This is a genomic window from Schaalia naturae (assembly GCF_042665795.1).
In the GTDB taxonomy this organism is placed as follows: Bacteria; Actinomycetota; Actinomycetes; order Actinomycetales; family Actinomycetaceae; genus Pauljensenia; species Pauljensenia naturae.
The window spans coordinates 2653541-2674901 of sequence record NZ_JBHTEF010000001.1; the positions used below are offsets into that span (position 1 = coordinate 2653541).

At 70.7% G+C, this 21361-nt stretch carries 20 protein-coding genes; 15 read left to right on the forward strand and 5 right to left on the reverse strand.

From position 1 onward, the window contains the following. Positions 1–43 precede the first annotated feature (43 nt). The 3 genes from ACFQWG_RS11725 (at position 44) to ACFQWG_RS11735 (ending at position 3198) form a co-directional block, all read left to right on the forward strand. Positions 44–1309, forward strand: a complete 1266-nt coding sequence (locus ACFQWG_RS11725) for an ABC transporter substrate-binding protein (RefSeq protein WP_380975535.1) — start codon at positions 44–46, stop codon at positions 1307–1309. Between the two features lie 96 nt (positions 1310–1405). Continuing rightward, the gene (locus tag ACFQWG_RS11730; protein WP_380975537.1) at positions 1406–2383 is read left to right on the forward strand and encodes a carbohydrate ABC transporter permease; all 978 of its coding nucleotides are present in this window, start codon (positions 1406–1408) and stop codon (positions 2381–2383) included. Then, the gene (locus tag ACFQWG_RS11735) at positions 2380–3198 is read left to right on the forward strand and encodes a carbohydrate ABC transporter permease (protein ID WP_380975539.1); all 819 of its coding nucleotides are present in this window, start codon (positions 2380–2382) and stop codon (positions 3196–3198) included. Before ACFQWG_RS11730 ends, ACFQWG_RS11735 begins: the two co-directional genes overlap by 4 nt. Before the next feature lie 27 nt (positions 3199–3225). Here ACFQWG_RS11735 and ACFQWG_RS11740 read toward each other — a convergent pair whose 3' ends face one another. The 3 genes from ACFQWG_RS11740 to ACFQWG_RS11750 are packed head-to-tail and all read right to left on the reverse strand — an operon-like array spanning position 3226 to position 6730. Then, positions 3226–4002: a DeoR/GlpR family DNA-binding transcription regulator gene (locus tag ACFQWG_RS11740; protein ID WP_291500529.1), complete on the reverse strand. Its 777-nt coding sequence runs from the start codon at positions 4000–4002 to the stop codon at positions 3226–3228. 35 nt (positions 4003–4037) lie between these two features. Further along, complete coding sequence (locus tag ACFQWG_RS11745) at positions 4038–5081, reverse strand: NAD(P)H-dependent glycerol-3-phosphate dehydrogenase (RefSeq protein ID WP_380975542.1); 1044 nt, start codon at positions 5079–5081, stop codon at positions 4038–4040. A gap of 47 nt (positions 5082–5128) precedes the next feature. Beyond that, positions 5129–6730, reverse strand: a complete 1602-nt coding sequence (locus ACFQWG_RS11750; RefSeq protein ID WP_380975544.1) for a xylulokinase — start codon at positions 6728–6730, stop codon at positions 5129–5131. Between the two features lie 311 nt (positions 6731–7041). Here ACFQWG_RS11750 and ACFQWG_RS11755 point away from each other — a divergent pair, with 311 nt between their 5' ends. The 9 genes from ACFQWG_RS11755 (at position 7042) to otsB (ending at position 17102) form a co-directional block, all read left to right on the forward strand. Further along, a complete protein-coding gene (locus tag ACFQWG_RS11755) occupies positions 7042–7611 on the forward strand; it encodes an NADPH-dependent F420 reductase (protein ID WP_380975546.1) in 570 nt (189 codons plus the stop codon). 70 nt (positions 7612–7681) lie between these two features. Then, entirely contained in the window at positions 7682–9004 is a 1323-nt protein-coding gene (locus ACFQWG_RS11760) for an MFS transporter (protein WP_380975548.1), read from the forward strand. Positions 9005–9241: 237 nt separating this feature from the next. Continuing rightward, positions 9242–10795, forward strand: a complete 1554-nt coding sequence (locus tag ACFQWG_RS11765) for an ABC transporter substrate-binding protein (RefSeq protein WP_380975550.1) — start codon at positions 9242–9244, stop codon at positions 10793–10795. A gap of 25 nt (positions 10796–10820) precedes the next feature. After that, complete coding sequence (locus tag ACFQWG_RS11770) at positions 10821–11765, forward strand: ABC transporter permease (protein ID WP_380975552.1); 945 nt, start codon at positions 10821–10823, stop codon at positions 11763–11765. Then, positions 11762–12667, forward strand: coding sequence for an ABC transporter permease (locus ACFQWG_RS11775; protein ID WP_380975554.1), 906 nt, complete (start codon positions 11762–11764; stop codon positions 12665–12667). The genes ACFQWG_RS11770 and ACFQWG_RS11775 overlap by 4 nt, the downstream gene beginning before the upstream one ends. Continuing rightward, positions 12664–13557 carry an ABC transporter ATP-binding protein gene (locus tag ACFQWG_RS11780; protein ID WP_380975556.1) on the forward strand — a complete coding sequence of 298 codons (894 nt, stop codon included), beginning with the start codon at positions 12664–12666 and terminating at the stop codon, positions 13555–13557. Before ACFQWG_RS11775 ends, ACFQWG_RS11780 begins: the two co-directional genes overlap by 4 nt. A 2-nt stretch (positions 13558–13559) precedes the next feature. Continuing rightward, positions 13560–14435 (forward strand): ABC transporter ATP-binding protein, encoded by an 876-nt coding sequence (locus ACFQWG_RS11785; protein ID WP_380975558.1) that lies wholly within the window; start codon positions 13560–13562, stop codon positions 14433–14435. 121 nt (positions 14436–14556) lie between these two features. After that, positions 14557–16302 (forward strand): alpha,alpha-trehalose-phosphate synthase (UDP-forming), encoded by a 1746-nt coding sequence (locus ACFQWG_RS11790; protein ID WP_380975560.1) that lies wholly within the window; start codon positions 14557–14559, stop codon positions 16300–16302. Next, positions 16299–17102, forward strand: a complete 804-nt coding sequence (gene otsB / locus ACFQWG_RS11795) for a trehalose-phosphatase (RefSeq protein ID WP_380975562.1) — start codon at positions 16299–16301, stop codon at positions 17100–17102. The genes ACFQWG_RS11790 and otsB overlap by 4 nt, the downstream gene beginning before the upstream one ends. Positions 17103–17210: 108 nt before the next feature. Here the strand turns inward: otsB and ACFQWG_RS11800 are convergent, their stop codons facing one another. Further along, positions 17211–18584, reverse strand: coding sequence for a ribulose-bisphosphate carboxylase (locus ACFQWG_RS11800; RefSeq protein ID WP_380975564.1), 1374 nt, complete (start codon positions 18582–18584; stop codon positions 17211–17213). A gap of 280 nt (positions 18585–18864) precedes the next feature. On the opposite strand from ACFQWG_RS11800, the gene ACFQWG_RS11805 reads away from it, so the two are divergent. The 3 genes from ACFQWG_RS11805 (at position 18865) to ACFQWG_RS11815 (ending at position 20488) form a co-directional block, all read left to right on the forward strand. Next, positions 18865–19083 carry a hypothetical protein gene (locus ACFQWG_RS11805; RefSeq protein ID WP_380975566.1) on the forward strand — a complete coding sequence of 73 codons (219 nt, stop codon included), beginning with the start codon at positions 18865–18867 and terminating at the stop codon, positions 19081–19083. A 13-nt stretch (positions 19084–19096) separates the two neighbouring features. After that, entirely contained in the window at positions 19097–20020 is a 924-nt protein-coding gene (locus ACFQWG_RS11810; protein ID WP_380975568.1) for a phosphoribulokinase, read from the forward strand. Positions 20021–20098: 78 nt separating this feature from the next. Further along, positions 20099–20488, forward strand: a complete 390-nt coding sequence (locus ACFQWG_RS11815; RefSeq protein WP_380975570.1) for an antitoxin HicB — start codon at positions 20099–20101, stop codon at positions 20486–20488. A gap of 126 nt (positions 20489–20614) precedes the next feature. Here ACFQWG_RS11815 and ACFQWG_RS11820 read toward each other — a convergent pair whose 3' ends face one another. Beyond that, the gene (locus ACFQWG_RS11820; RefSeq protein WP_380975572.1) at positions 20615–21133 is read right to left on the reverse strand and encodes a YceI family protein; all 519 of its coding nucleotides are present in this window, start codon (positions 21131–21133) and stop codon (positions 20615–20617) included. Positions 21134–21361: the final 228 nt, after the last annotated feature.

Here is a 21361-nt window from a genome sequence, read left to right on the forward strand (position 1 = left end):
ATCGACGGGGCACGAAGCGGGACAACACAGAGAGGAAACCACCATGAAGAGAACAATTGGCGTTGTCGCCATGGCGACCGCGGCAGTGATGGGGCTGGCCGCGTGTGGCGGGTCCGGTCAGAGCGGTGCCTCCGGAGAAGGAGGCACGCTCGAGGTCTACCTGGACATGAGCACCGGCAGCCCGGTGTACGCAGAGATGAAGACGCTGGTCGACACGTACCAGCAGGAGACCGGCACGTCGATCGACCTGTCGATCGACGGGACCGAGTCCTACGAGAAGGAGATGAAGGTCCGGATGGCGTCGAGCAACCTGCCCGACGTCTTCTCGACCCATGGATGGTCGTTGCTGCGCTACTCGCCCTTCCTGGAGCCGCTCACCGACCAGTCATGGGTCAAGGACGTGAACACGGGGCTGGACAGCGCGATGAAGGACTCCGACGGCAACATCTACGCCTTGCCGATCGAGTACACGGTGACGGGCCTCAGCGTGAACTTCGACGTGCTGGAGGAGGCCGGCGTCGACCCGGACTCGATCACCACCTGGGATGACTTCGATGCCGCGGCCGCGAAGGTCAAGGCCGCGGGCAAGACCGCCATCGCGTGTTCGGGCAAGGGCAGCGGGGCCGGCAACATCGCCGACTTCATCGCCTCCGGCGCCTTCGCCGACGATCAGCTGGCCTCCTTCACGAACGGGGACTTCCTCTCCGACGCGTGGACGGGCAACGTCCTGGACCGGGTCGCGGACTGGTCCGAGAAGGGATACTTCAACCCCGACTATTCCTCGGCCACCGACGACGACGTCGCCCGCCTGATGGGGCAGGGCGAGGCCGCTTTCGCCATGCGCCAGCCGTCTGCGCTCCAGGCGGCGCTGGACCTCAACCCCGATGCGAACATCGGGTTCATCCCGATGCCCACCGACTCCGGACAGGGCTATCTGGTCGGCGGCGAAGGCGTGAACGCCTACGGCGTCTCCAAGACCTCGGAGAACAAGGAAGCGGCCCTGGCCTTCCTCGACTTCCTCGCCCAGCCCGAGAACGCGACCGCCCTGGCGGAGGCCACGGGCACCTACTCCGGTCTGACGACGGCGGAGCCCGACCTGGGCACGCTCCAGAGCTCCTACGACACATGGGTCGCGCCCGAGGAACTGCCGACGAATCCGTTCTTCGACCGGGTCTACCTGCCCAACGGCATCTGGGACACGATGATCGCGACCACGGACTCCGTCATCACGGGCCAGTCGGACGCCTCGTCGGCGACGCGGCAACTGGCCGACCAGTACAACACCCTCTACTCGCAGAACTCGAACTGACCCAGGTCGCCGATCCGGTCCGTCGTGGCCTGCGCATTCCGCTCCGGGCGCGGAGGCCACGACGGGCGACGGGCCAGGCGACGGGAGGAGTGATCCATGACGTCCGCTCATGTGGGGGCCGTCCGGCCGCCGGCGTCCGGACCGACGGTGGCGCGCGGGCCGATCCCGTCCAGGCACCGGCGGCTGAGCAGGTGGGCCCGGCTCAATTCCGCCAACCTCATGTACATCCCGGCGCTGGCGCTGTTCGCGGTGTTCATGATCTATCCGTTCGTCAACGGCATCGGCCTGTCGATGACGGACTGGGACGGATACTCGCCGACGAGGTCGAACGTCGGCCTGGCGAACTACGTCCAGCTGTTCAGGGACGCGAACTTCGGCACAGCCCTGCGCAACACCTTCGTCTACGGCATCGGGTCCACGCTGATCCAGCAGATCCTGGGTCTCGGTCTGGCGCTGCTCCTGGACCGCGACGCCTGGGGGCGCAGCTTCTTCCGCGCCGTCGTCTACCTGCCCGCGTTGGTGTCGCCGGTGGTCATGGGGACCATGTACTACCTGGTGTTCCGGTACAACCAGGGCGCCCTGAACGATGTCATCGGGGTGTTCGGACACGATCCCGTGTCCTGGCTGAGCGACTCCGGCTTCGCGGTGGCCATCATCGTCCTCATCAACTCCCTCCAGTTCGTCGGGATCTCGATGCTCATCTACCTGTCCGGTCTGCAGGCCATCCCCGATGAGCTCCACGAGGCCGCGGCCCTCGACGGGGCGGACGGCGTGCGGCTATTCCGCCACGTCACACTGCCCCTGCTGCTGCCGTCGTTCACGTCGAGCTGCGTCATCAACCTCATCGGCGGGCTCAAGCTCTACGACATCGTCCAGGTCCTCACCGGCGGCGGACCCGGGTACTCCACGAACTCGGTCTCCACTCTGATCGGCCGGACCTACTTCGGGAACCAGGCGGCCGGTTTCGCGGCCGCGCAGGGCGTGTGCCTGTTCGTCGTCATCGCGTTCTTCACGGTCGTGCTGAACTCCGCCTTCGACCGCCTGCGCGTGCGCCAGGAGGGAGGACGTCGATGAAGTCCGGACACGTTGTTCGGGGGACCGTCCTGGTCCTCGTCTGCCTGGTGCAGCTGATTCCGTTCTACCTCGCGGTCACGACGGCGTTCAAACCGCTCACGGACCTCTCGTCGCCATGGCTCTTCCCGGCCGGCGGGGCGACCCTGGAGAACTTCTCGATGGCCGTCGAGGAGGGCGGCGTCCTGCACGCCATCTGGAACTCGGTCGTGGTCACCGTGAGCGCGACGGCGATCGTGTGCGTCCTGGGGGCGCTCGCCGCGTACCCCCTCGCCCGCATCCGCTCGACCCTCAACCGAGGCATCGAGATCCTGGTGCTCAGCGTCATGATGATCCCCCCGCTGAGCATTCTGGTGCCCCTGTACTCGATGCTGAACCGAGCGGGCCTCCTCAACACCTACGCGGGGCTCATCCTTCCCCTCGCGTGCCTCGAGCTGCCGCGCGCCGTGTTCCTGTACACGCAGTTCCTGCGGTCTATCCCGGTCTCGCTGGAGGAGGCGGCGCGGGTGGACGGGGCCAACACCTTCGAGGTCTTCTTCCGCATCGTGCTTCCGCTCCTCAAGCCGGTGAGCGTGACGGTCGTGATCCTCACGGGCGTCTACGTGTGGAACGAGTTCGCGCTCAGCTCTTACATCATGAGCGGCGACTCGATGAAGACGCTCGCCCCCGCGATCGCCGCGTTCTTCGGCGAACAGGGATCCCAGGTCAACGCCGCCGTCGCGGGGTCGCTCCTCGGAGCGATCCCGATGATCGTCGCCTACGTGTTCCTGCAGAAGTACTTCATCCGCGGGATGCTGGCCGGCGCCGACAAGGGGTGATGCCGCCCGTCCGCCGCGGCGGACCCGTCACACCGTGACGACGGTCCCGACGTGCTCGCGCAGCCGGGCGAGGGCGTCCTCCCCCAGGGCCTCCTCGGTGACCGCGACGTCGACGTCATCGAGGTCGAGGAAGGCGTGAAGAGCGTTTCGGGTGAACTTCGTGCGATCCACCAGGAGGATCCGGCGCTGGGCGGCCCTCATGAGCGCGCCCTTGAACGAGGACATGTCGGCGTCGGGGTGGCAGCACCGGCCGGAGACGATCGCGGTGGTCGACATCAGGCACACGTCCACGCTGAGCCGAGCGACCTCGGCCTCGGCGAGCGGCCCGTTGAAGGCGTCCGCCCAGCGCACATACGTGCCCCCGATCTGGACGAGCTCCAGGGAGGGGTGCTCGAGGACGGCGTCGGCGATGAAGCGGGCGTTGGTGACGATCGTCAGTGGGGCGAGATCGGCGATGCCGGGGAACAGCCCCAGGCAGGTCGTCGAGTCGTCGATCGCCACGGTCTGCCCCGGGGAGAGCAGCTCGAGCGCCCGAGCGGCCAGACGCGCCTTCGTCTGGGATCCGCGCCCGATCCGCATGAGGGAGGAGGACTCCGCCATGGAGAAGGGCGTGGAGCTGATGCGCCCGTGGGCCCGCTGGATGAGGCCGGAGGACTCCAGGGCCGACACGTCGCGGTAGACCGTCATCAGGGAGACGCCGAGGCGCTCCGCGAGGGCCTCGGCCGTCGTCGATCCCTGCCGGGTGACGACGTCGAGGACCTCGTGGATGCGCTGCTCGCGGATGGATGCGCTCTGTCGGCCCATGCGGACAGCCTATCGAGGCGCCCCAGCCGGTCCGGTCAGCCCCGGCGGGGCAGAACGGCTCCCGCCACGGTTGCCTGGACGTCGGGAACCCCTTCGAGGATCGCGCAGACGGCGGCGAGCAGCGGCAGCTCCTCCGCCAGCCCGCCGCCCAGCTGGTCCACGAGCGTTCGGGCCAGGCCGGCGGCGGGGACGCCCTCGACGGTCTGCTCGAGCCGGTCCATCTCGGCGAGCGCCTCTCGGGGCTCCTCGCCGCGCCCGATCCGCACGCCGTAGACCTTGTTGCGCCCGGACAGCCCGGTGACCTCGAGGTCGCCGACGCCGGGCAGGCCGTAGGCGGTGTCCGGATGGGCGCCGAGCCGGGCCCCCAGAAGGGACATCTCCCGCACCGCCTGGGCGAATGCGGCCGCCTTGAGGTTGTGGTGGGGCGTGCCCGTCGCCTCCCCCAGCCCGTCGGCGATGCCCAGCGCGATGGCGTAGACGTTCTTCATCGGGGCGCACACCTCCACGCCCACCTCGTCATCGGTGTGCGCGATGGCGTAGACGGGGGTGGCGGCCTCGGCGGCGTAGCGGCGGGAGACCTCCCCGTCGCGGCATCCGAAGATCGTGGCGGTGGGCAGTCCGGCCGCGCACTCGTTCGCCTTGACGGGACCCGCGATCGCGACGAGCGGCGGCAGGGTGGCTCCGCGGCGGGCGGCGATGGCGCGGATGGCGTCGGGGAGCAGCTGGATGCGCCCGGCCTCGTCGGGGCAGAACCCCTTCGAGGTGAGCCACAGCGCGTCCGCCTGGGAGATGCCCTCCAGAGCCAGTTCCGTCACCTTCGGCACCCCGACCGAGGCGACGGACATGACCACCACGTCCGCGCCGTCGAGGGCCTCCTCCAGCTGCGCCGACCGGTAGGCGCGCACCGAGGAGGGGACGACCGCCCCGGTGCGGGGATGCGGCTCGCCGGCCTCGATCGCGTCGACGAGATGGTCGTCGAGCCAGGTGCCCCACAGGCGGACGTCCCAACCGGCGTCGGTGACGGGCCTGGACAGTGCCGAGCCCATGGCTCCGGCCCCGAGGATGGTGATGGTGGTCATGGTTCTTCTTTCATCGTGAGGTGGAGGGAACGGCGAGGGACGGGATGTCAGGCGCCGGTCTCTGCGGGCTGGCGGTCCCCTCCGCGGCGCTCCACCGGGGTGGACAGGCGGGCGATCTCCTCGAAGACCTCCCGAAGCTGGGGATAGAGCCGGGCCTGGACGGCGCCGATCTCCCGGTAGCGGTCGTATCGGGCGAGGTCGGGCTCGACGGTCTGCCCGAAAGTCGCCATGGCGGTCGCGGAGGCGGCCACGTCCGGGCTTCCGTCGGGCAGGTAGGAGGCGTGGGCCCCGATCGAGGCCATCGCGAGGACGGCGGCCCCCAGGGCGGAGATCTCAGACTGGGCGCACACGGTCAGCGGGACGCCCGTGACATCGGCCATGATCGTGCGCCAGACCTTCGATCGGGTCCCCCCGCCCATGATCCGCAGCCGGGTGATGGGCGTGCCGGTGGCCGACTCCAGATGATCGAGGTTGCGGCGCATCTCGAAGCAGACGGCTTCCAGGACGGAGCGGTACAGGTGGGCGCGCGTGTGCGTTCCACGCCACCCGACCACGGCGCCGCGGGCCAGGGCATCCCAGTAGGGGGACTGGACGGCGTTCCAGTAGGGCAGTGTGAGCAGCCCCTCGCATCCCGGTGGGATCGCCTCGGCCGCCAGGTCATCGCGGGCCACGTCGGGGTCTCCGGGGTGATCCGGGTCGCCGAAGGAGTCGCGGACCCAGTCCGCCAGGTAGGAGCCGGACGACTGGAGGACTTCGAGGACGTAGTTTCCCGGGATCCCCGAGACATGGGTACGGAACGCGGGGTTGTAGATGTACTCCGAGGACTCGATGCCCGTGTTGACCGCTGTGCCCATGTTGAGGTAACCGACGCCGGGGCTCACGGCCGCCGCCCCGATGCCGGCAGCCTGCCCGTCGCCCAGGCCGGCGATGACGGGAACGGACTGCTCCAGTCCCCACTGCTCGGCCAGTTCCGGGCGGAGGTCCGCGATGGCGCTGGCCGGGGGGAAGAGCTGGGACATCTGGTCGGCGCGCACGCCGGCGATGTCGAGCAGCTCCGGGGACCATCGCCGCGCCCGGACGTCGAAGAGCCCCAGCGAGTCCGCGGCGGCCGTCGAGGACGCCCAGAGCCCGGTGAGGTTGAAGACCAGGTAGCCGAGGACGTCGACGATCCTGTCGGCGCGGTCGAAGTACTCGGGATGGTGCTGGCGCACCCACGCCATCTTGTAGAGGGCGGGCGTCACGCCGGCGGGCTTGCCGGACAGCTCGTGGACGTGGGCGTTCCCGTAGCGGGCGATCTGCTCGGCGGCCCGCCCGTCCAGCCACAGGATTCCGTTGGCCAGCGGGGCGCCGTCGGCGGTGAAGGGCGCGAAGGACTCGCGCTGGTGGGTCAGGCCGATGGCGCTGACGCGCCCACGGTCGCGGGGAGTGAGGGAGGCCAGAGCCTCCCCGATCGTGTCGCGCGTCGTGGTCCACCACAGGCGAGGATCGTGCTCGTAGCGATCCATTCCCGGGGTGAGCAGGGGGATGGGTCGTTTGGCGGTCACCCAGACGGTGCCGGCGGTGTCGACGATGATGGCCTTGGTCGACTGTGTCGAGGAGTCGACGGCGACGACCAGGGGTCCGTTCTGCTGACGTTGCGGTGATGACATTGCTCGCTCTCTCAGGTCTCCATTGGCTGAGCCACGAATCGGGCCATACCTGTACATCATCATCAATTACGCGCAGATCACCACCACAATTGTGAATATTGCACATATCACCATGGCAACCGAACAGAATTGCTCTGTCGTAAGAGCCGCCTCCGATCGGGGACGGGGTGTCTGACCGGGTCTGATGCGGAAGGCGCCGCGTCACCGAGGGCAAACTAGTTGCATACGCAACTAAATGCGCCTATTCTGCCGGAGTGGAGCCGACGGGACGCGTCGGTCCCGGCATCCGACTCACGAGAGGACATCCGGACATGGGCACGATCTCGATCATCGGTTCCGGCAGCATGGGACAGGCCATCAAGGCGGTCGCGGAGCGCGGAGGCAACGCCGTCGAGTTCATCGGGCGCCAGGACACGCAGGTCAACGGCGACATCGTCATCCTGGCCGTTCCCTACCCCGCGCTCGCGGACATCGCCTCGCGCCTGGGCGGGGCGCTCGCCGGCAAGACGGTCGTCGACATCACGAATCCGCTGGACTTCTCCACCTTCGACTCCCTGGTCGTCCCCGCCGACTCCTCCGCCGCGGAGCAGCTGGCCGACCGGCTCCCGGAGGCGCACGTGCTCAAGGCGTTCAACACCACCTTCGCCGCGACCCTGTCCTCCGGAGCCGTCGGCGGGGCGCCCGTCACCGTCCTCATCGCCTGCGACGACGCGGACGCGAAGACCGCGCTGTCAGAGGTCGTCACGGCCGGCGGGCTGGTCGCCGTCGACGCGGGATCGCTCAGGCGGGCGCGCGAGCTGGAGGCCCTCGGATTCCTGCAGCTCACACTCGCCGTCTCGGAGAAGATCGGGTGGACCGGGGGATTCTCGCTGGTGAGGTGACCCGCCCGGTCCGCCCCCGCCCTGGGGAGGGCGGACGGAGGGAACCCCCGGGCCGGCCATGTCCTAGCCTGTGGACACGCCGCCCGTCCCGCCCGCCCACGCATCACTCCAGGAGCTCCCCACGGCCCACCATCTGCGCAACGCGCTGGCCGACACCCGCCCGCTCGGGCATCCCGAGTTCGCGCGACTGTGGTACGCGAACATCGTCACGGTGATCGGCGCCCAGCTGACCGTCGTCACCGTCCCCGCCCAGCTGTGGGCGATCGCGCGCGACTCCACGTACGTCGGCCTCACCGGCCTGTTCGGGCTGGTCCCCCTCATCGTCTTCGGGCTCTGGGGCGGGGCGGTCGCGGACGCCTTCGACCGGCGGCGCGTGCTGGTCGTCAGCACGATCGGCATGATCGTCTGCGCGGGGGCCTTCGCGGCGCAGGCGCTACTCGACGTGGACGACGTCTGGCTGATCCTCGGTCTCTTCGCCCTGCAGCAGTCCTTCTTCGCGATGAACCAGCCGGCCCGCAACGCCGTCATCCCCATGCTCGTGCCGGCCTCCGAGCTCCCGGCCGCGAACTCGCTGAACATGACCGTCTCCCAGTTCGGGGCGATCGCGGGGCCGCTGGTGGGCGGCGCGCTTCTCCCCATGCTCGGAGCGGGCCCCCTGTATGCGCTGGACGCGGTGACGATGCTCGCCACGCTGTGGGCCGTGCTGCGCCTTCCCTCCCTGCGTCCCGGCCACGCCATCGGGTCCCTCGGGCTGGGCAGCATCGTCGAGGGGTTCCGCTACGCCTGGGCGTCCAAAGTCCTCCTGGTCAGCTTCGTCGTCGATCTCATCGCCATGGTCCTGGGCCTGCCGCGGGCCCTGTACCCCCAGATCGCGGACGTCGACTTCGGCGGCCCGCCCAGCGGCGGCATCGCCTTCGCGCTCCTGTCCGCCGGCATGGCCGCGGGCGCGGTGGCGGGAGGCGTCTTCTCCGGGTGGGTCTCGCGGGTGCGGCGCCAGGGCCTGGCCGTGCTCGCCGCCGTCGCCGTGTGGGGGCTGGCCGTGATCGGGACGGGGGTGAGCGTCCGCCTCGCCGGCGGGCGGGCGTGGCCGTTCCTCGTGGCGGCCGTCGCGATGCTGGCGGTCGGCGGCGCCGCGGACATGGCCTCCTCGGCGTTCCGGCAGTCCATCCTCCTCTCGGCGGCCACGGATGAGGTCCGCGGGCGCCTACAGGGCGTGTTCCTGGTCGTGGTGGTCGGCGGCCCGCGCCTGGCCGACGTCGTCCACGGGCTGGCGGCGGACCGGATCGGGGCGGCGCCGACCATCATCGTCGGCGGGGCGGCGGTCCTCGTGGGCGTGCTGGCCTGCGGCGCGCTGGTCCCGGGCTTCCGCAGCTACGTGCCGGCCGAGCGCTGAGGGAACTCCGCCCTCGTCGGGGCCCGCGTTCCCCCGCCGCGCGCCACCGTGACCGCGCAGGTGGGCGACCGGCGGGAGGCCACCCGCATGCCGCGATGTCACGGTCGCTCACCATCTGGATCTCCGCTGACCTGGCGGCGGACGTGAGACACGCTGGATGTCAGGGCCCCGGGGACCTTCGGTGCTCCACCGGGGTATCAGGGGCCCGACCATCGACCGAAGTGCAGAAGGCAAGAGGTGTCAGTCTTGAGACAGTCATGGATCGGCCCGGCGGCCGCGGCCCTCGTCGTGTCGCTCGCCCTGGCCGGGTGCTCCTCCGGCGGCCAGGCGTCCGGATCCCAGGCCTCTGGTGATCAGGGCGCCTCGGGCGCCGCGGCCGGCTTCGACCCGGACGCGACGATCGTCGTCGGCTCGCAGAACGAGCCGACGAGCCTGAACTCGATCGGCGGCGGCAGCTCAGGGGTGACCGAGGCGCTGTACCTCAACGTCTACGAGTCCCTGTTCTCCCTGGACGACGAGGGCCAGATCCACAATCTCCTCGCCGAGGACTACTCGGTCTCCGACGACGGCCTGACCTACACCTTCACCCTGCGTCAAGGGGTGACGTTCCACTCCGGGAAGCCCCTCACCCCGGAGGACGTGAAGTGGAGCATCGAGCGTGTGATCTCCCCGGAGTCGAAGGCCGCGCGCAAGGGCGATCTCGAGGTGATCGACTCCGTGACCACCTCCGGGGACGACACGGTGACCGTCACGCTCTCCCAGAAGAAGAAGTCGCTGATCTACTACCTGGCAGGCGTGTGGATCCTCCAGCGCGACATCGCCGATCCCGCGACCACCGAGGACGGCACCGGTCCCTACAAGCTCGACCAGTGGAAGAAGGGCGACTCCCTGACGATCAGCCGTTTCGACGGCTACTGGGGCGAGAAACCGACGAACGCCGGCGTGACGTTCCGCTACTTCACCGATGCCACCGCCCTGAACAACGCGCTGGTCGCCCGTCAGATCGACATCGTCTCCGGCGAGCCCTCGCCCGACTACCTCGAGGAGTTCCAGGACACCAGCCAGTACACGATCGTCGAGGGCCAGTCCACGGTCAAGGACCTGCTGGCGTTCAACGACCGCGTCGAGCCCTTCACCGACGTCCGCGTCCGCCAGGCCGTGTCCTCGGCGATCGACAAGAAGGCCCTTCTGGACAAGGTGTGGAACGGATACGGCCAGGTGACCGGCTCGATGGTCCCCCCGAAGGACCCGTGGTACGAGGACCTCTCCGACGTCAACGGGTACGACCCGGACCGCGCGAAGGAACTGCTCGCGGAGGCGGGCTACCCGGACGGGTTCTCCTTCACACTGGAGACCCCGAACTACGACCCGCACCCCGCGGAGGCCGAGTTCATCAAGTCGGAGCTGGCCAAGGTCGGGATCGACGTCACCATCAACACGATCACCTCCGACACCTGGTACGAGACCGTCTACTCCAACCACGACTTCGAGGCGACGCTGCAGGAGCACGTCAACGACCGCGACCTGGTGTGGTTCGCGAACCCCGACTTCTACTGGGGGTACGACAACACGCAGGTGCAGGAGTGGGTGGACCAGTCGGAGGCGGTCGACACCGACGACGAGCAGACCGAGCTCCTGCGGAAGGCGAACGAGACGGTGACCGAGGAGGCCGCGGCCGTCTGGCTGTTCCTCGCCCCGCAGCTGCGGGTCTCGACCGCGGACGTGAGCGGGTATCCGAAGAACGGCTACAACTCGCAGTTCTTCGTCGGGGACATCACGAAGTCGTCGTGACGTGGAGGGATTGACGCGCTTCGTCGTGAGAAGGGCGGGCATCCTCCTGGTCTCCCTGGTCGTGGCGATGACCCTGCTGTTCGTGCTCCTCCGGGTCGTGCCGGGCGATCCCGCCAACGCCCTGGTCCCCATCGGCGCGACGCAGGACCAGATCGAGCAGGCCCGCGCGGAGCTGGGCACGGACCGCCCCATCTGGCAGCAGTACGCCGCATGGATGGAGGGCGCCGTGCGGGGGGACTTCGGCACGTCCTACCTCAACAGGACGCCGGTGGGCGAGCTGGTGGCCGAACGGCTGCCGGTCACCCTGCCGCTGACGTTCCTCTCGTTCACGGTGGCGGTGCTGATCTCCGCCCCGCTGGGGTACATCGCGGCGGCCCGCCGCACCCGCCCCGTCGGGCGGGCGCTCTCCGCGCTCAGCCAGCTGGGCCTGGCGGTCCCGTCCTTCTGGATCGGCATCCTCCTGGTGTGGATCCTGGCGCTGAGGCTGCACGTGTTCCCGCCCAACGGGTTCCCAAGCTCCGGATGGGCCGCTCCGGGCGACGCGCTGAGGTCGCTGGCCCTGCCCGTCGTCACGATCGCCGCCATCATGGCCGCCTCCATCACCCGTTACGTCCGCTCGGCCACGCTCGACGTGCTGGGGCAGGACTACCTGCGCTCGGCGCGCGCGACGGGGTTGACGGCCGGGTGGGCCTTCCTCCGCCACGGCGTGCGCAACGCGGTGGTCCCCGTGATCTCGGTGCTCGCCATCGAGCTGTCGACCTCCTTCGTCGGAGCGGTCGTCATCGAGAACGTCTTCGCCCTGCCGGGGCTCGGCTCCCTGCTCACCAGCTCGATCATGTCGAAGGACTACCCGGTGGTCCAGGGCGTGCTCTTCTTCTCGACGGTGGCGATCCTGGTCGCCGGGTTCCTCGGGGATCTCCTCCAGAGGATCGTCGACCCCCGGCTTCGCCGATTGGCGGGACGACGATGAGCGCGCAGGGACAGGCCGCGGCGACGAGTGCGCGGACCCTGCCGGAGGCGCCAGCGCCCGGGCAGGGCCGTTCCTCCCGCGCAGGCGGGCCGTCCCGCACCTGGAACCTCGTCCTCGGCGCCGTCCTGTTCGGGATGGTCCTCCTGACGGCGCTCGTGTCGCTGGTGTGGACGCCGCACGCCATCGACGACACGTCGGGCCCGCGCCTGGAGGGCCCGACGGCCGCCTACCTGCTGGGCACGGACCGGCTGGGGCACGACCTCCTCGCGCAGCTCATGGTCGGGGCGCGCCTGGCGGTGGTCGTCGGTCTCGGCGCCGTGGCCATCGGCGCCCTCATCGGCGTGTCCTGGGGTCTGTGGGCGGCCATTTCCCGCCGGTGGGCCGACTCGACGCTGACCAGCGCGATCGATGTGATGATCGCCTTCCCGACCATCTTGCTGGCGATGCTGCTGGTCTCCGTGATGGGAGCCTCCCTGAGGGTGAGCGTCGTCGCCGTGGGCATCGCGATGAGCGCCCCGATCGCCCGCATCACGCGGGCCAGCGCCGGACAGGTCCTCCACCAGGACTTCGTCGAGGCCGCCCAGACCTCCGGGGCGAGGCGCCCGCGGATCATCCGGCGCCACATCCTGCCGAACATCGCGCCGACGCTCGTCGTGCAGCTCGCCCTGCAGTGGGGCGCGGCCGTGCTGGCCGAGGCGTCGCTGTCCTACCTGGGTCTGGGATCGCCACCCCCGAACGCCTCGTGGGGGCGCATGCTGCAGGAGGCGCAGGCGACCGTGCTCGTGGCGCCCCTGGGGGCCATCGCGCCCGGCGTCATGCTGGTGATCGCCGTCCTGGGAGTGAACCTGCTGGCCGACGGCCTGCGCGACGTCCTCGACCCCGAGCTGCGGAGGGTCTCGTGACTTCGACGGGGACACCCATGCCGGGCGCCCGGGCGGCCGCCGACGCCGCGCCGGACGCGACGGGGGCGGGCGGCCCCCTGCTGAGCGTGCGCGACCTGACGGTCACGGTGCGCGCGACCGGGGCGCGGATCGTCTCCGGCGTCAGCTTCGACCTGGCCGACGGGGAACGGGCGGGCCTGGCCGGCGAGTCCGGGTCGGGCAAGTCGATGACGGCCTCCGCCATCGCGGGCATCGCGCCGGGATCCGTGGAGGCCGCCGGATCCGTGCTCTTCGGCGGCGTGGAACTGGTCGGGCGCACGGAGAGGGAGCTGTCGGCGGTGCGCGGGCGCGGGATCGCGATGGTGTTCCAGGAGCCGCTGACCTCCCTCGACCCCCTGATGAGGGTCGGCCGCCAGATCGCCGGCCCGCTCGCCCGGATCCAGGGGGTGCGCCGCCGTGAGCTGGCCGCCGCGATCGCCCGCAGCCTGGAGGACGTCGGGCTGGACGGCTCCGACCGCAGGATCGCGCGGGCCTATCCGCATGAGCTGTCCGGCGGACAACGCCAACGCGTGGCCCTGGCTATCGCGCTGGCCTGCCGTCCCCGTCTCCTCATCGCCGATGAGCCCACCACGGCGCTCGACGTCACCGTCCAGGCCGAGATCCTCGAGCTGCTCGAACGCGTCGTCGAGGAGCGCGGCATGGCCCTGCTGTTCATCAGCCACGACCTGCCCGTCATCTCCCAGGTCGCGCCGCGGGTCCTCGTCATGCACGGAGGGAGGCTCCTGGAGGACGACACCCTCGAGGACCTCCTCCGAGACCCGCGGACCGACTACGCGCGGACGCTCATCGCGGACGCCCGCCGGATCAGCCGGCTCCAGGTTCCCGGTCCCGCAACGGAAGGCGGTCGCTGACCATGGCCGGAACGCCGTCACGCCGACGCCCCTCCGGGGGGACCGACCCCCTCGACCCGGAGAGGCCGATCCCCGCGGGCGTGGAGCCCGAGACCGCGGGAGGCCCTCCGATCCTGCAGGTCCAGGACGTGTCGAAGACCTATCCGGGTGCCTCCCGCCCGGCCCTGTCCGGTCTCAGCCTGGACGTGCGCGCCGGGCAGGGCATCGGCATCGTCGGCGAGTCGGGAGCCGGGAAGACCACGCTCATCAGGATGCTGCTCGGGCTCCTCGAGCCGACCTCGGGCCGGGTGCTCTTCGAGGGCGGGCCGCTGCGCCTGCGCGACCGCCGGCAGGTCCAGCGCCTGCGGCGCGCCGTCCAGCCCGTGTTCCAGGATCCGGCCTCGTCGCTGGATCCCCGGATGCGGGTCGGCGCGATCGTGGGGGAGCCGCTGGACAGCCTTCCCGGCATGGGGACGCGCTCCGAGCGCCGACAGCGGGTCCGCGAGGTGATTCGCGCCGTCGGCCTCGGCGAGGACGCCCTCGACCGCTACCCGACGGAGTTCTCCGGCGGCCAGCGTCAGCGCATCGCCATCGCCCGCGCACTGGCTCCCCGCCCGCGCGTGGTCATCGCCGACGAACCGGTGAGCGCCCTCGACGTCACCGTGCGGGCCCAGATCGTGGAACTCCTGCGCGACCTGCGCGACGGCGAAGGCGTGGTCCTCGTGCTGGTGTCGCACGACCTGGCCATCGTCAGCCAGCTCTGCGACCGGGCGGTCGTCGTGCGCGGAGGCCGCCAGGTGGAGGAGGGCCCGGTCTCGCGGATCCTCGCCTCGCCCCGCGACGCCTACACCCGCAGGCTCATCGCCGCCGTCCCGCGTCTGCCCGACCCGTCCCGCTGAGGACGAGGGCGACCTTGCCGCAGAAACCCCTCAGGCGAGCGCAACGGCGCCCCGTTACAGTGGGAAGAACGGCGCTTCCACCCCGAGAGCCGGGGCCGGGCGCACGATCGAGGTGATCATCATGCCCCAGACACAAGCAGGCGGCGACGCGGAGCATCACGGGGCGGGCGGGGGGTCCGCCGACCCGGACGACGGGGCGTCGTGCCCGCTGGTCGTCGTCTCCAACCGCCTTCCCGTCGAACGGGTCCGCGACCAGGACGGCCGCTGGCACTGGCGCGCCTCCTCCGGGGGACTCGTGACGGCCCTGGAGCCCGTCGTCGAACGGACCGGCGGCGTGTGGATCGGATGGCCGGGGACCGCCTCCGACTCGGAGCGCGGCCCGGGACCGGGATCCGGGTCCGGCGGCGGCGACGAGGACGGCGCCGGCATCCCCACCGAGCCCTTCGAGGTCGCCGGGCCGTCGACGGGCCGGCCCTTCACCATCGCGCCGGTGCCTCTCACCGCCGAGGAGGTCGAGCGCTACTACGAGGGCTTCTCCAACGGGACCCTGTGGCCCCTCTACCACGATGTCATCGCGCAGCCCGAGTACCACCGCATCTGGTGGGATGCGTACAAAGAGGTCAACCACCGTTTTGCCCAGGCGGCCGCCGAGGCGGCCCGGCCCGGGTCGCGCGTGTGGATCCAGGACTACCAGCTCCAGCTCGTTCCCCGGATGCTGCGCGAGCTGCGCCCGGACGTGTCGATCGGCTTCTTCAACCACATCCCCTTCCCCGCTCCGGGGATCTACGCCCAGCTGCCGTGGCGCCAGCAGATCCTCCGGGGCCTGCTGGGGGCCGACCTGGTGGGGTTCCAGCGCGCCGGGGACGCCCGCAACTTCGCGCAGGCCGTCCGCCAGCTGCTGGGGTGGACGGTCCACCGCGGAGTCGTCGAGGTCCCGCTCGACGATGAGGCCAGGACGGGCTGGGCGGCCCGTCGGGACACCACCGTGGACCTCGCGGGGCAGTCGGACGCGGGGCGCAGCGCCGCCCTCGTCGCCGAGGAGATGCCCCCCACGCGCTCGGAGCGCGAGGAGGCCGGGCGCGAGGCCGGTTCCGGACGGCGTCCCTCCCATTTCGGGGCGTTCCCGATCTCCGTGGACTTCGCCTCCTGGGACGCGCTGGGCAACGACCCCGAGGTGCGGGCCCGCGCCTCCCAGATCCGCCACGAGCTGGGCAGTCCGCGCACCGTGCTGCTGGGCGTCGACCGGCTGGACTACACGAAGGGCATCTCCCACCGGCTCAAGGCCTACGGCGAGCTGCTGGACGAGCACCGCCTGGACGTCGGCGACACGATCCTGGTCGAGATGGCGATCCCCACACGTGAGGGCGTCTCCGCCTACCAGGACCTGCGCGAGGAGGTGGAGGTCGCGGTCTCGCGGATCAACGGCGATCACTCCACCGTGGGGCGCAGCGCCGTGCAGTACATGCACCGCAACCTTCCGCGCCGCGAGGTCGCGGCCCTGTACGAGGCGGCGGACGTCCTGCTGGTGACCTCGTTGCGCGACGGCATGAACCTGGTGGCCAAGGAGTACATCGCGGCCTCCGTCGACATCGACGGGGTGCTGATCCTCAGCGAGTTCACGGGCGCCGCCGACGAGCTGCGCCAGGCGCTCATCGTCAACCCCCACGACGTCGATGCCATCAAGGAGGCGATCGTGCGCGCGACCCGGATGTCGCCCAGGGAGCGCGCCCGCCGGATGCGCCAGCTGAGGCGCACGGTGCGCACCCACGACGTCGAGGCCTGGTCGGCCGGGTTCCTCGCGGAGTTGGACCGCGCCTCGGCCAGCCGGATGGGACCCTGGCGGCGCCGGGAGGCGCGAGGGCGATGAGCCTCCCACCGGCATTGACCGAGGCCGTCGACGAGGTCGCCCGCGCAGGACGGCTGCTGGTCGGGCTGGACTTCGACGGGACGCTGGCGCCGTTCGACCGGGATCCCGCGCAGGCGCGGGCCCTGCCGGGAGCGGTCGACGCGATCCGGTCGCTGGCCGGCGCGGGGACACGGGCCGCGGAGGGCACCGCGGTGGCGCTGGTGTCCGGGCGGTCCTTGGAGGCGCTCACCGAGGTCGCGGGCCTGTCGGGTCTGCCGCTGGACCGCCTCGTCCTGGTCGGGTCTCATGGCTTGGAGACCCGGTGGCCCGACGGCTCGGTCGAGCCCGTCGAGCTGTCCGAGGCGGAGAGGAGCGCGCTCGCGGAGGCCGTCGCCCGCCTCGACCGGCTGGCGGAGGCGGGGCCCGCGGGCGCGTGGGTCGGGCGCAAACCGCTCTCGGCCACGCTGCACACCCGTGCGGTGCCTGACGCGGCGCAGGCCGAGGAGCTGGAGAACCGGGCGCGCCGGGCGTCCGAGGGCCTGCCGGGCGTCGAGGTCCTGCCCGGCAAGCGCGTCGTCGAGCTCACGGTGCGCCGCGGCGACAAGGGGCGGGCGTTGGCCGTCCTGCGGAAGCGGTTCCGCACGGACTCGGTGTTCTACGCGGGAGACGATGCGACGGACGAGCGCGCCTTCGCGGCCCTGCGTCCCGGGCACGGCGACCTGGGCGTCCACGTCGGGGACGGCGAGACGGCCGCGCAGTTCCGCGTGCCCGGCATCGCGGACGTCCCCGAGGTGCTCGCCCGGTTGGCGGGCGCGCGCTGAACGTCGACTGCCTGCTGGCGAACCGCGGGTTTCTCACCGAACCGAAGCCGCGTGCCGCTTCGATTCGGCGCGAGTTCCGCGGTTCGACGGGAAGTCCACGGTCCGGTCTCAGTGGTCCAGCGCCGTCCTCCATCCCGGGTAGAGGGCGTCGGCGTCGTCGGGGAACGACTCGAAGGCGCGGGCGAACTCCCGGTGGGTGGAGGCCCACTCCACCGGATCCGCGCCGGCGTCCCAACACTCGTAGGCCTGGCGCAGAGACCGGGCCCCGGCCGCCGGACCGTCCACATGCCCGTAGCAGCCGCCGCCCGCTGTGTTGATGATGTTGGCGTGGCCCAGATCGTCGAAGAACCCCGGCAGGCGCAGCGCGTTCATGCCCCCTGAGACGATCGGGGCGGTCGGCCTCATCCCGTACCACTCCTGGATGTAGGCGGGGCCCTCCGCGACATCGCGTTCGCACGCGTAGGCGATCATCCGGTCGGCCGGGGTCCCCTCCATCTTCCCGTGACCCAGGGTGCCGACGTGCATACCGGAGGCACCCTGGAGGCGGGCCATCTTCGCCAGGACGTACGCCGTGTATCCGCGGCGGGACTGGGCGGACGTCACCATGCCGTGCCCCGCGCGATGGAAGTGGAGGAACTGGCCGGGAAAGGTCCGCCGTGCGGTGGTCACCGCGGCGGGGCCGCCGACGAATCCGTCGACCAGGAAGGCGACCTTGTCCGCGTCGGGGCCGAAGGCCTGCAGGACGAATTCGCCGCGCGCCACCATCTCTCGGGGATCGTCGGCGGTGATGTTCGCGCTGAACAGCTTGGCCTCCCCGGTCTCGTCCATCGCCCTCCGCATGGCGTCCACGACCAGAGGGATCGTCTGGCGCATGGGGGCGAAGACCTGGTTGCCCTGGGGCTCGTCGTTCTTGATGAAGTCCCCGCCCAGCCAGAAGTCGTGCGCGGCCCGGGCGAACGGCTCGGGTCGCAGTCCCAGCTTCGGTTTGACGATCGTGCCGGCGATGTAGCCTCCGTCCACGACGGGGCGGCCCAGTATCCGCCACAGATCGGCGATGCCCCGGGTGGGCCCGTCGAAGAGGCTCAGGGCGGCGCGTGGCACGAGGAAGTCGTACATCTTGGCGTACTCGATGTCCCCCATGCCCTGGTTGTTGCCGATGGTCAGGGTGAGGAACGAGACCAGCATCATGCGTCCGTCCGTGATGTTGCGGTCGAACAGGACCAGCGGGAACGCGAGTCGCACGTCCTCGGTGGACTCGTCGGCGCGGTACACGACGGCGTCGATCCCCTTGGTGAAGTCGTCGGTCGTGCAGACCTCGACGTTCGTGCCGGTGGAGGACTCGGCGGCGAAGGCGGCTGCGGCCTCGAGGTAGCCGACTCCAGGTTTCGGCCTCAGCTTGTAGGCGCACAGGATGTGCTGCCCGCCTTCGATCAGCTCGTCCTCATCGAGACTCAGGTCGACGTAGCGGCCGGTCTGGTCCATGGATGCCCCCAGTGGTTCGAATCGGAAACGGTCGGTCCTTCTGCGCAGGTCCCCGGACGGTGCAGCCGACGTCGCGGCACCTGTCCGCCGGGAGACGATCCCCGGCCCGATGGTGTCGATGGTAGGTGTCCCCCGCCACAGGATGAATAGACGTTCATCCTATATGCACGTTCGTGCATCATCGCGCGCCGCTGCTGGACGTCTCTCCGAGTTGGACGAGTCCCGGATCGTGACCCACGGCTCACTCTTAGACTGACCGACGATCAGGAAGGAGCACTTCATGAGACATCCCTCCCTGCCCGCGCAGGCTCAGGCTCCCGACGGGCCTCCTGCGCCAGGACCCTCCTCCGGCCGCGCCGCGCGGCGTCCCGGTGACGCCGGCACGCCGGAGGCCGCCCCCGTTCGGTCGGCGGCGACGTCCCCGGGGGCCGGCATGGACCGGTCCTCGGCGGCTCCTCTCTTCCGCGACCGGACGCTCTTCCTCGCCCGAGGCGACTGACGGGAGAGGCCTCATGTCCACAGCCCATCCGGTGGTCGCCATCACCGGCTCCTCCGGTGCCGGCACCAGCACGGTCACCGAGGTCTTCGAGCAGATCTTCGTCCGGGAGCACGTCGAGGCCGTCCTCGTGCACGGCGACTCGTTCCACCGTTATGACCGCCTCGCCATGCGGGCGGCGCAGGCGCGCGCGACGGCGGCCGGAAACCCCTCGTTCTCGCACTTCGGACCCGCCGCGAACCTGTTCGACCGGCTCGAGACCCTGTTCGAGGAGTACGGGCGCACGGGCACGGGGCAGATCCGGCAGTACGTCCACGATGACTGCGAGGCGGCGCTCTATGACAGGCCCCCCGGCACCTTCACCGAGTGGGCGCAGATGCCAGCCGGCACGGATCTGCTCTACTACGAGGGCCTCCACGGCGGGGTGCGCACGGACGACGTCGACGTCGCCCGGCACGTCGACCTGCTGGTCGGGATCGCGCCGGCGATCAATCTCGAGTGGATCCAGAAGCTGCATCGCGACAGGTCCCAACGCGGCTACAGCACCGAGGCCGTGACGGACACGATCCTGAGGCGCATGCCGGACTACGTGCACTACATCTGCCCGCAGTTCTCGAACACGCACATCAACTTCCTGCGCGTCCCGACCGTCGACACCTCGAACCCGTTCACCGCGCGGTGGATCCCGACCGCCGACGAGTCGATCGTGGTCATCCGCTTCGCCGACCCCCGCGGCATCGACTTCCCGTATCTCCTGTCCATGATCGACGGCTCGTTCATGTCGCGGGCGAACTCGATCGTGATCCCGGGCGGGAAGATGGACCTGGCGCTGCAGCTGATCCTCACGCCGTTGATCTGGCGTCTGGTGGACCGCGGTCGCCGGGCCCGCGCGGGCGAGGGCGGCGCGGTCCGCGACGTCCCGGTCCGGGTGCCGTCGTGACATGAGCCGTCCCCGGCGAGAGGGGGCCGCCGCGCGCGGCGGCCCACCGGGAGCCGCGCGTCTGCGATGATGGCGGCGATGGAAGAGGAACACAGGTACACGGCCCACGCCGCTCCTGCGGCCAAGGGGTGGCAGCTGCGCGTCGAGGGCATCGACGGATCGGCCCACGCGCGGTCGCTGGCCGCCGCCCGCGCACAGGTGCGCGGCTTCCTCGCCTCCCTCCCCGGAGACCGGGCGATCGCCGCCTCGGATGGCGAGATCGACCTGGTCCTGGACCTCGGCGGGCTCGACGTCGAGGCCCGGGCGTCGCGGCGCGCCGCCCGGCGCGCGGCGGAGGACCTGGAGGCGGCCTCGCGGCGCACCCGTGAGATCGCTCGGGCGCTGCGGGCGAGGGGCCTGAGCGTCACCGATACCGCGGCGGTCCTGGGGGTGTCGCAGGCGAGGGCCTCCCAGCTGCTCCATTCCTGAGAGGGCGCACCGGCGGGAGAACCGGCCGGCGCGGGGAGCGGGCCTGCCCCGGACGCGGCCGCGGACGGCAGAGCCCCCGGGTGCGGCGCCGTCACGGCGCCGCACCCGGGGGCGGAGTCCGTCAGATCACTCGGTGACGCGCAGGAAGGAGACGTCCAGGTCGATCTTGATCTTGTCGCCCACCAGCACGCCGCCGGTCTCCAGCGCCTGGTTCCAGGTCAGTCCGAAGTCCTTGCGCGAGATCTCCGCGGTGGCCTCGGTGCCGGCGAAATCCGGCCCGCCGAAGGGGTCCTTCGCGACCTCGATGGAGTCCAGGTCGAAGGCGATCGGGCGGGTGACGCCGTGGATCGTGAGGTCGCCGGAGAGCTTGCCGTCCGCGACCTTGCCGGTGAAGTCGAGCGTCGGGAAGTTCTCCGCGTCCAGGAAGTCGGCGCTCTTGATGTGGTTGTCACGCATCTCGTTGCGCGAGCTGAAGGAGACGGCCTGGACCGTGGCGGTGACGTCGGCGGTGTCGGGGCCGGTGGAGACGACCTCCGAGGTGAAGTCCGTGAACTCGCCCTTCACCTTGGACACGGCATGGCGGACGACGAAGCCGATCGTCGAGTGGGCGTGGTCGATGGTCCATTTTCCTTGCAGGTCAGACATGGCATTCCTCTTCGTGGGGTTCTGGAGTGGAGGGCGCCGTCAAAAGGGCGCCCAACTGATTGACGAATCAACTATAACGTCTCGTACGGCCGCACAGGAAGTCGTGTGCCTCACGGCGTGTCACGGACATCGCCCTCGCCCCGCCCAGGCGCGCCGAGGACGAGGGCGGCGCAGCCACGATGCCGGACGCCGCGGGCCCGACGGGGTGCTCCACCAGGGAGACCCGAG

Coding starts and splice junctions, on each gene's coding strand:
- ACFQWG_RS11725 (WP_380975535.1), top strand. CDS start 44: ATGAAGAGAACAATTGGCGTTGTCGCCATGGCGACCGCGGCAGTGATG.
- ACFQWG_RS11805 (WP_380975566.1), top strand. CDS start 18,865: ATGAGACATCCCTCCCTGCCCGCGCAGGCTCAGGCTCCCGACGGGCCT.
- ACFQWG_RS11755 (WP_380975546.1), top strand. CDS start 7,042: ATGGGCACGATCTCGATCATCGGTTCCGGCAGCATGGGACAGGCCATC.
- ACFQWG_RS11745 (WP_380975542.1), bottom strand. CDS start 5,081: ATGACCACCATCACCATCCTCGGGGCCGGAGCCATGGGCTCGGCACTG.
- ACFQWG_RS11775 (WP_380975554.1), top strand. CDS start 11,762: ATGAGCGCGCAGGGACAGGCCGCGGCGACGAGTGCGCGGACCCTGCCG.
- ACFQWG_RS11815 (WP_380975570.1), top strand. CDS start 20,099: ATGGAAGAGGAACACAGGTACACGGCCCACGCCGCTCCTGCGGCCAAG.
- ACFQWG_RS11820 (WP_380975572.1), bottom strand. CDS start 21,133: ATGTCTGACCTGCAAGGAAAATGGACCATCGACCACGCCCACTCGACG.
- otsB (WP_380975562.1), top strand. CDS start 16,299: ATGAGCCTCCCACCGGCATTGACCGAGGCCGTCGACGAGGTCGCCCGC.
- ACFQWG_RS11740 (WP_291500529.1), bottom strand. CDS start 4,002: ATGGGCCGACAGAGCGCATCCATCCGCGAGCAGCGCATCCACGAGGTC.
- ACFQWG_RS11785 (WP_380975558.1), top strand. CDS start 13,560: ATGGCCGGAACGCCGTCACGCCGACGCCCCTCCGGGGGGACCGACCCC.
- ACFQWG_RS11750 (WP_380975544.1), bottom strand. CDS start 6,730: ATGTCATCACCGCAACGTCAGCAGAACGGACCCCTGGTCGTCGCCGTC.
- ACFQWG_RS11735 (WP_380975539.1), top strand. CDS start 2,380: ATGAAGTCCGGACACGTTGTTCGGGGGACCGTCCTGGTCCTCGTCTGC.
- ACFQWG_RS11810 (WP_380975568.1), top strand. CDS start 19,097: ATGTCCACAGCCCATCCGGTGGTCGCCATCACCGGCTCCTCCGGTGCC.
- ACFQWG_RS11730 (WP_380975537.1), top strand. CDS start 1,406: ATGACGTCCGCTCATGTGGGGGCCGTCCGGCCGCCGGCGTCCGGACCG.
- ACFQWG_RS11790 (WP_380975560.1), top strand. CDS start 14,557: ATGCCCCAGACACAAGCAGGCGGCGACGCGGAGCATCACGGGGCGGGC.
- ACFQWG_RS11800 (WP_380975564.1), bottom strand. CDS start 18,584: ATGGACCAGACCGGCCGCTACGTCGACCTGAGTCTCGATGAGGACGAG.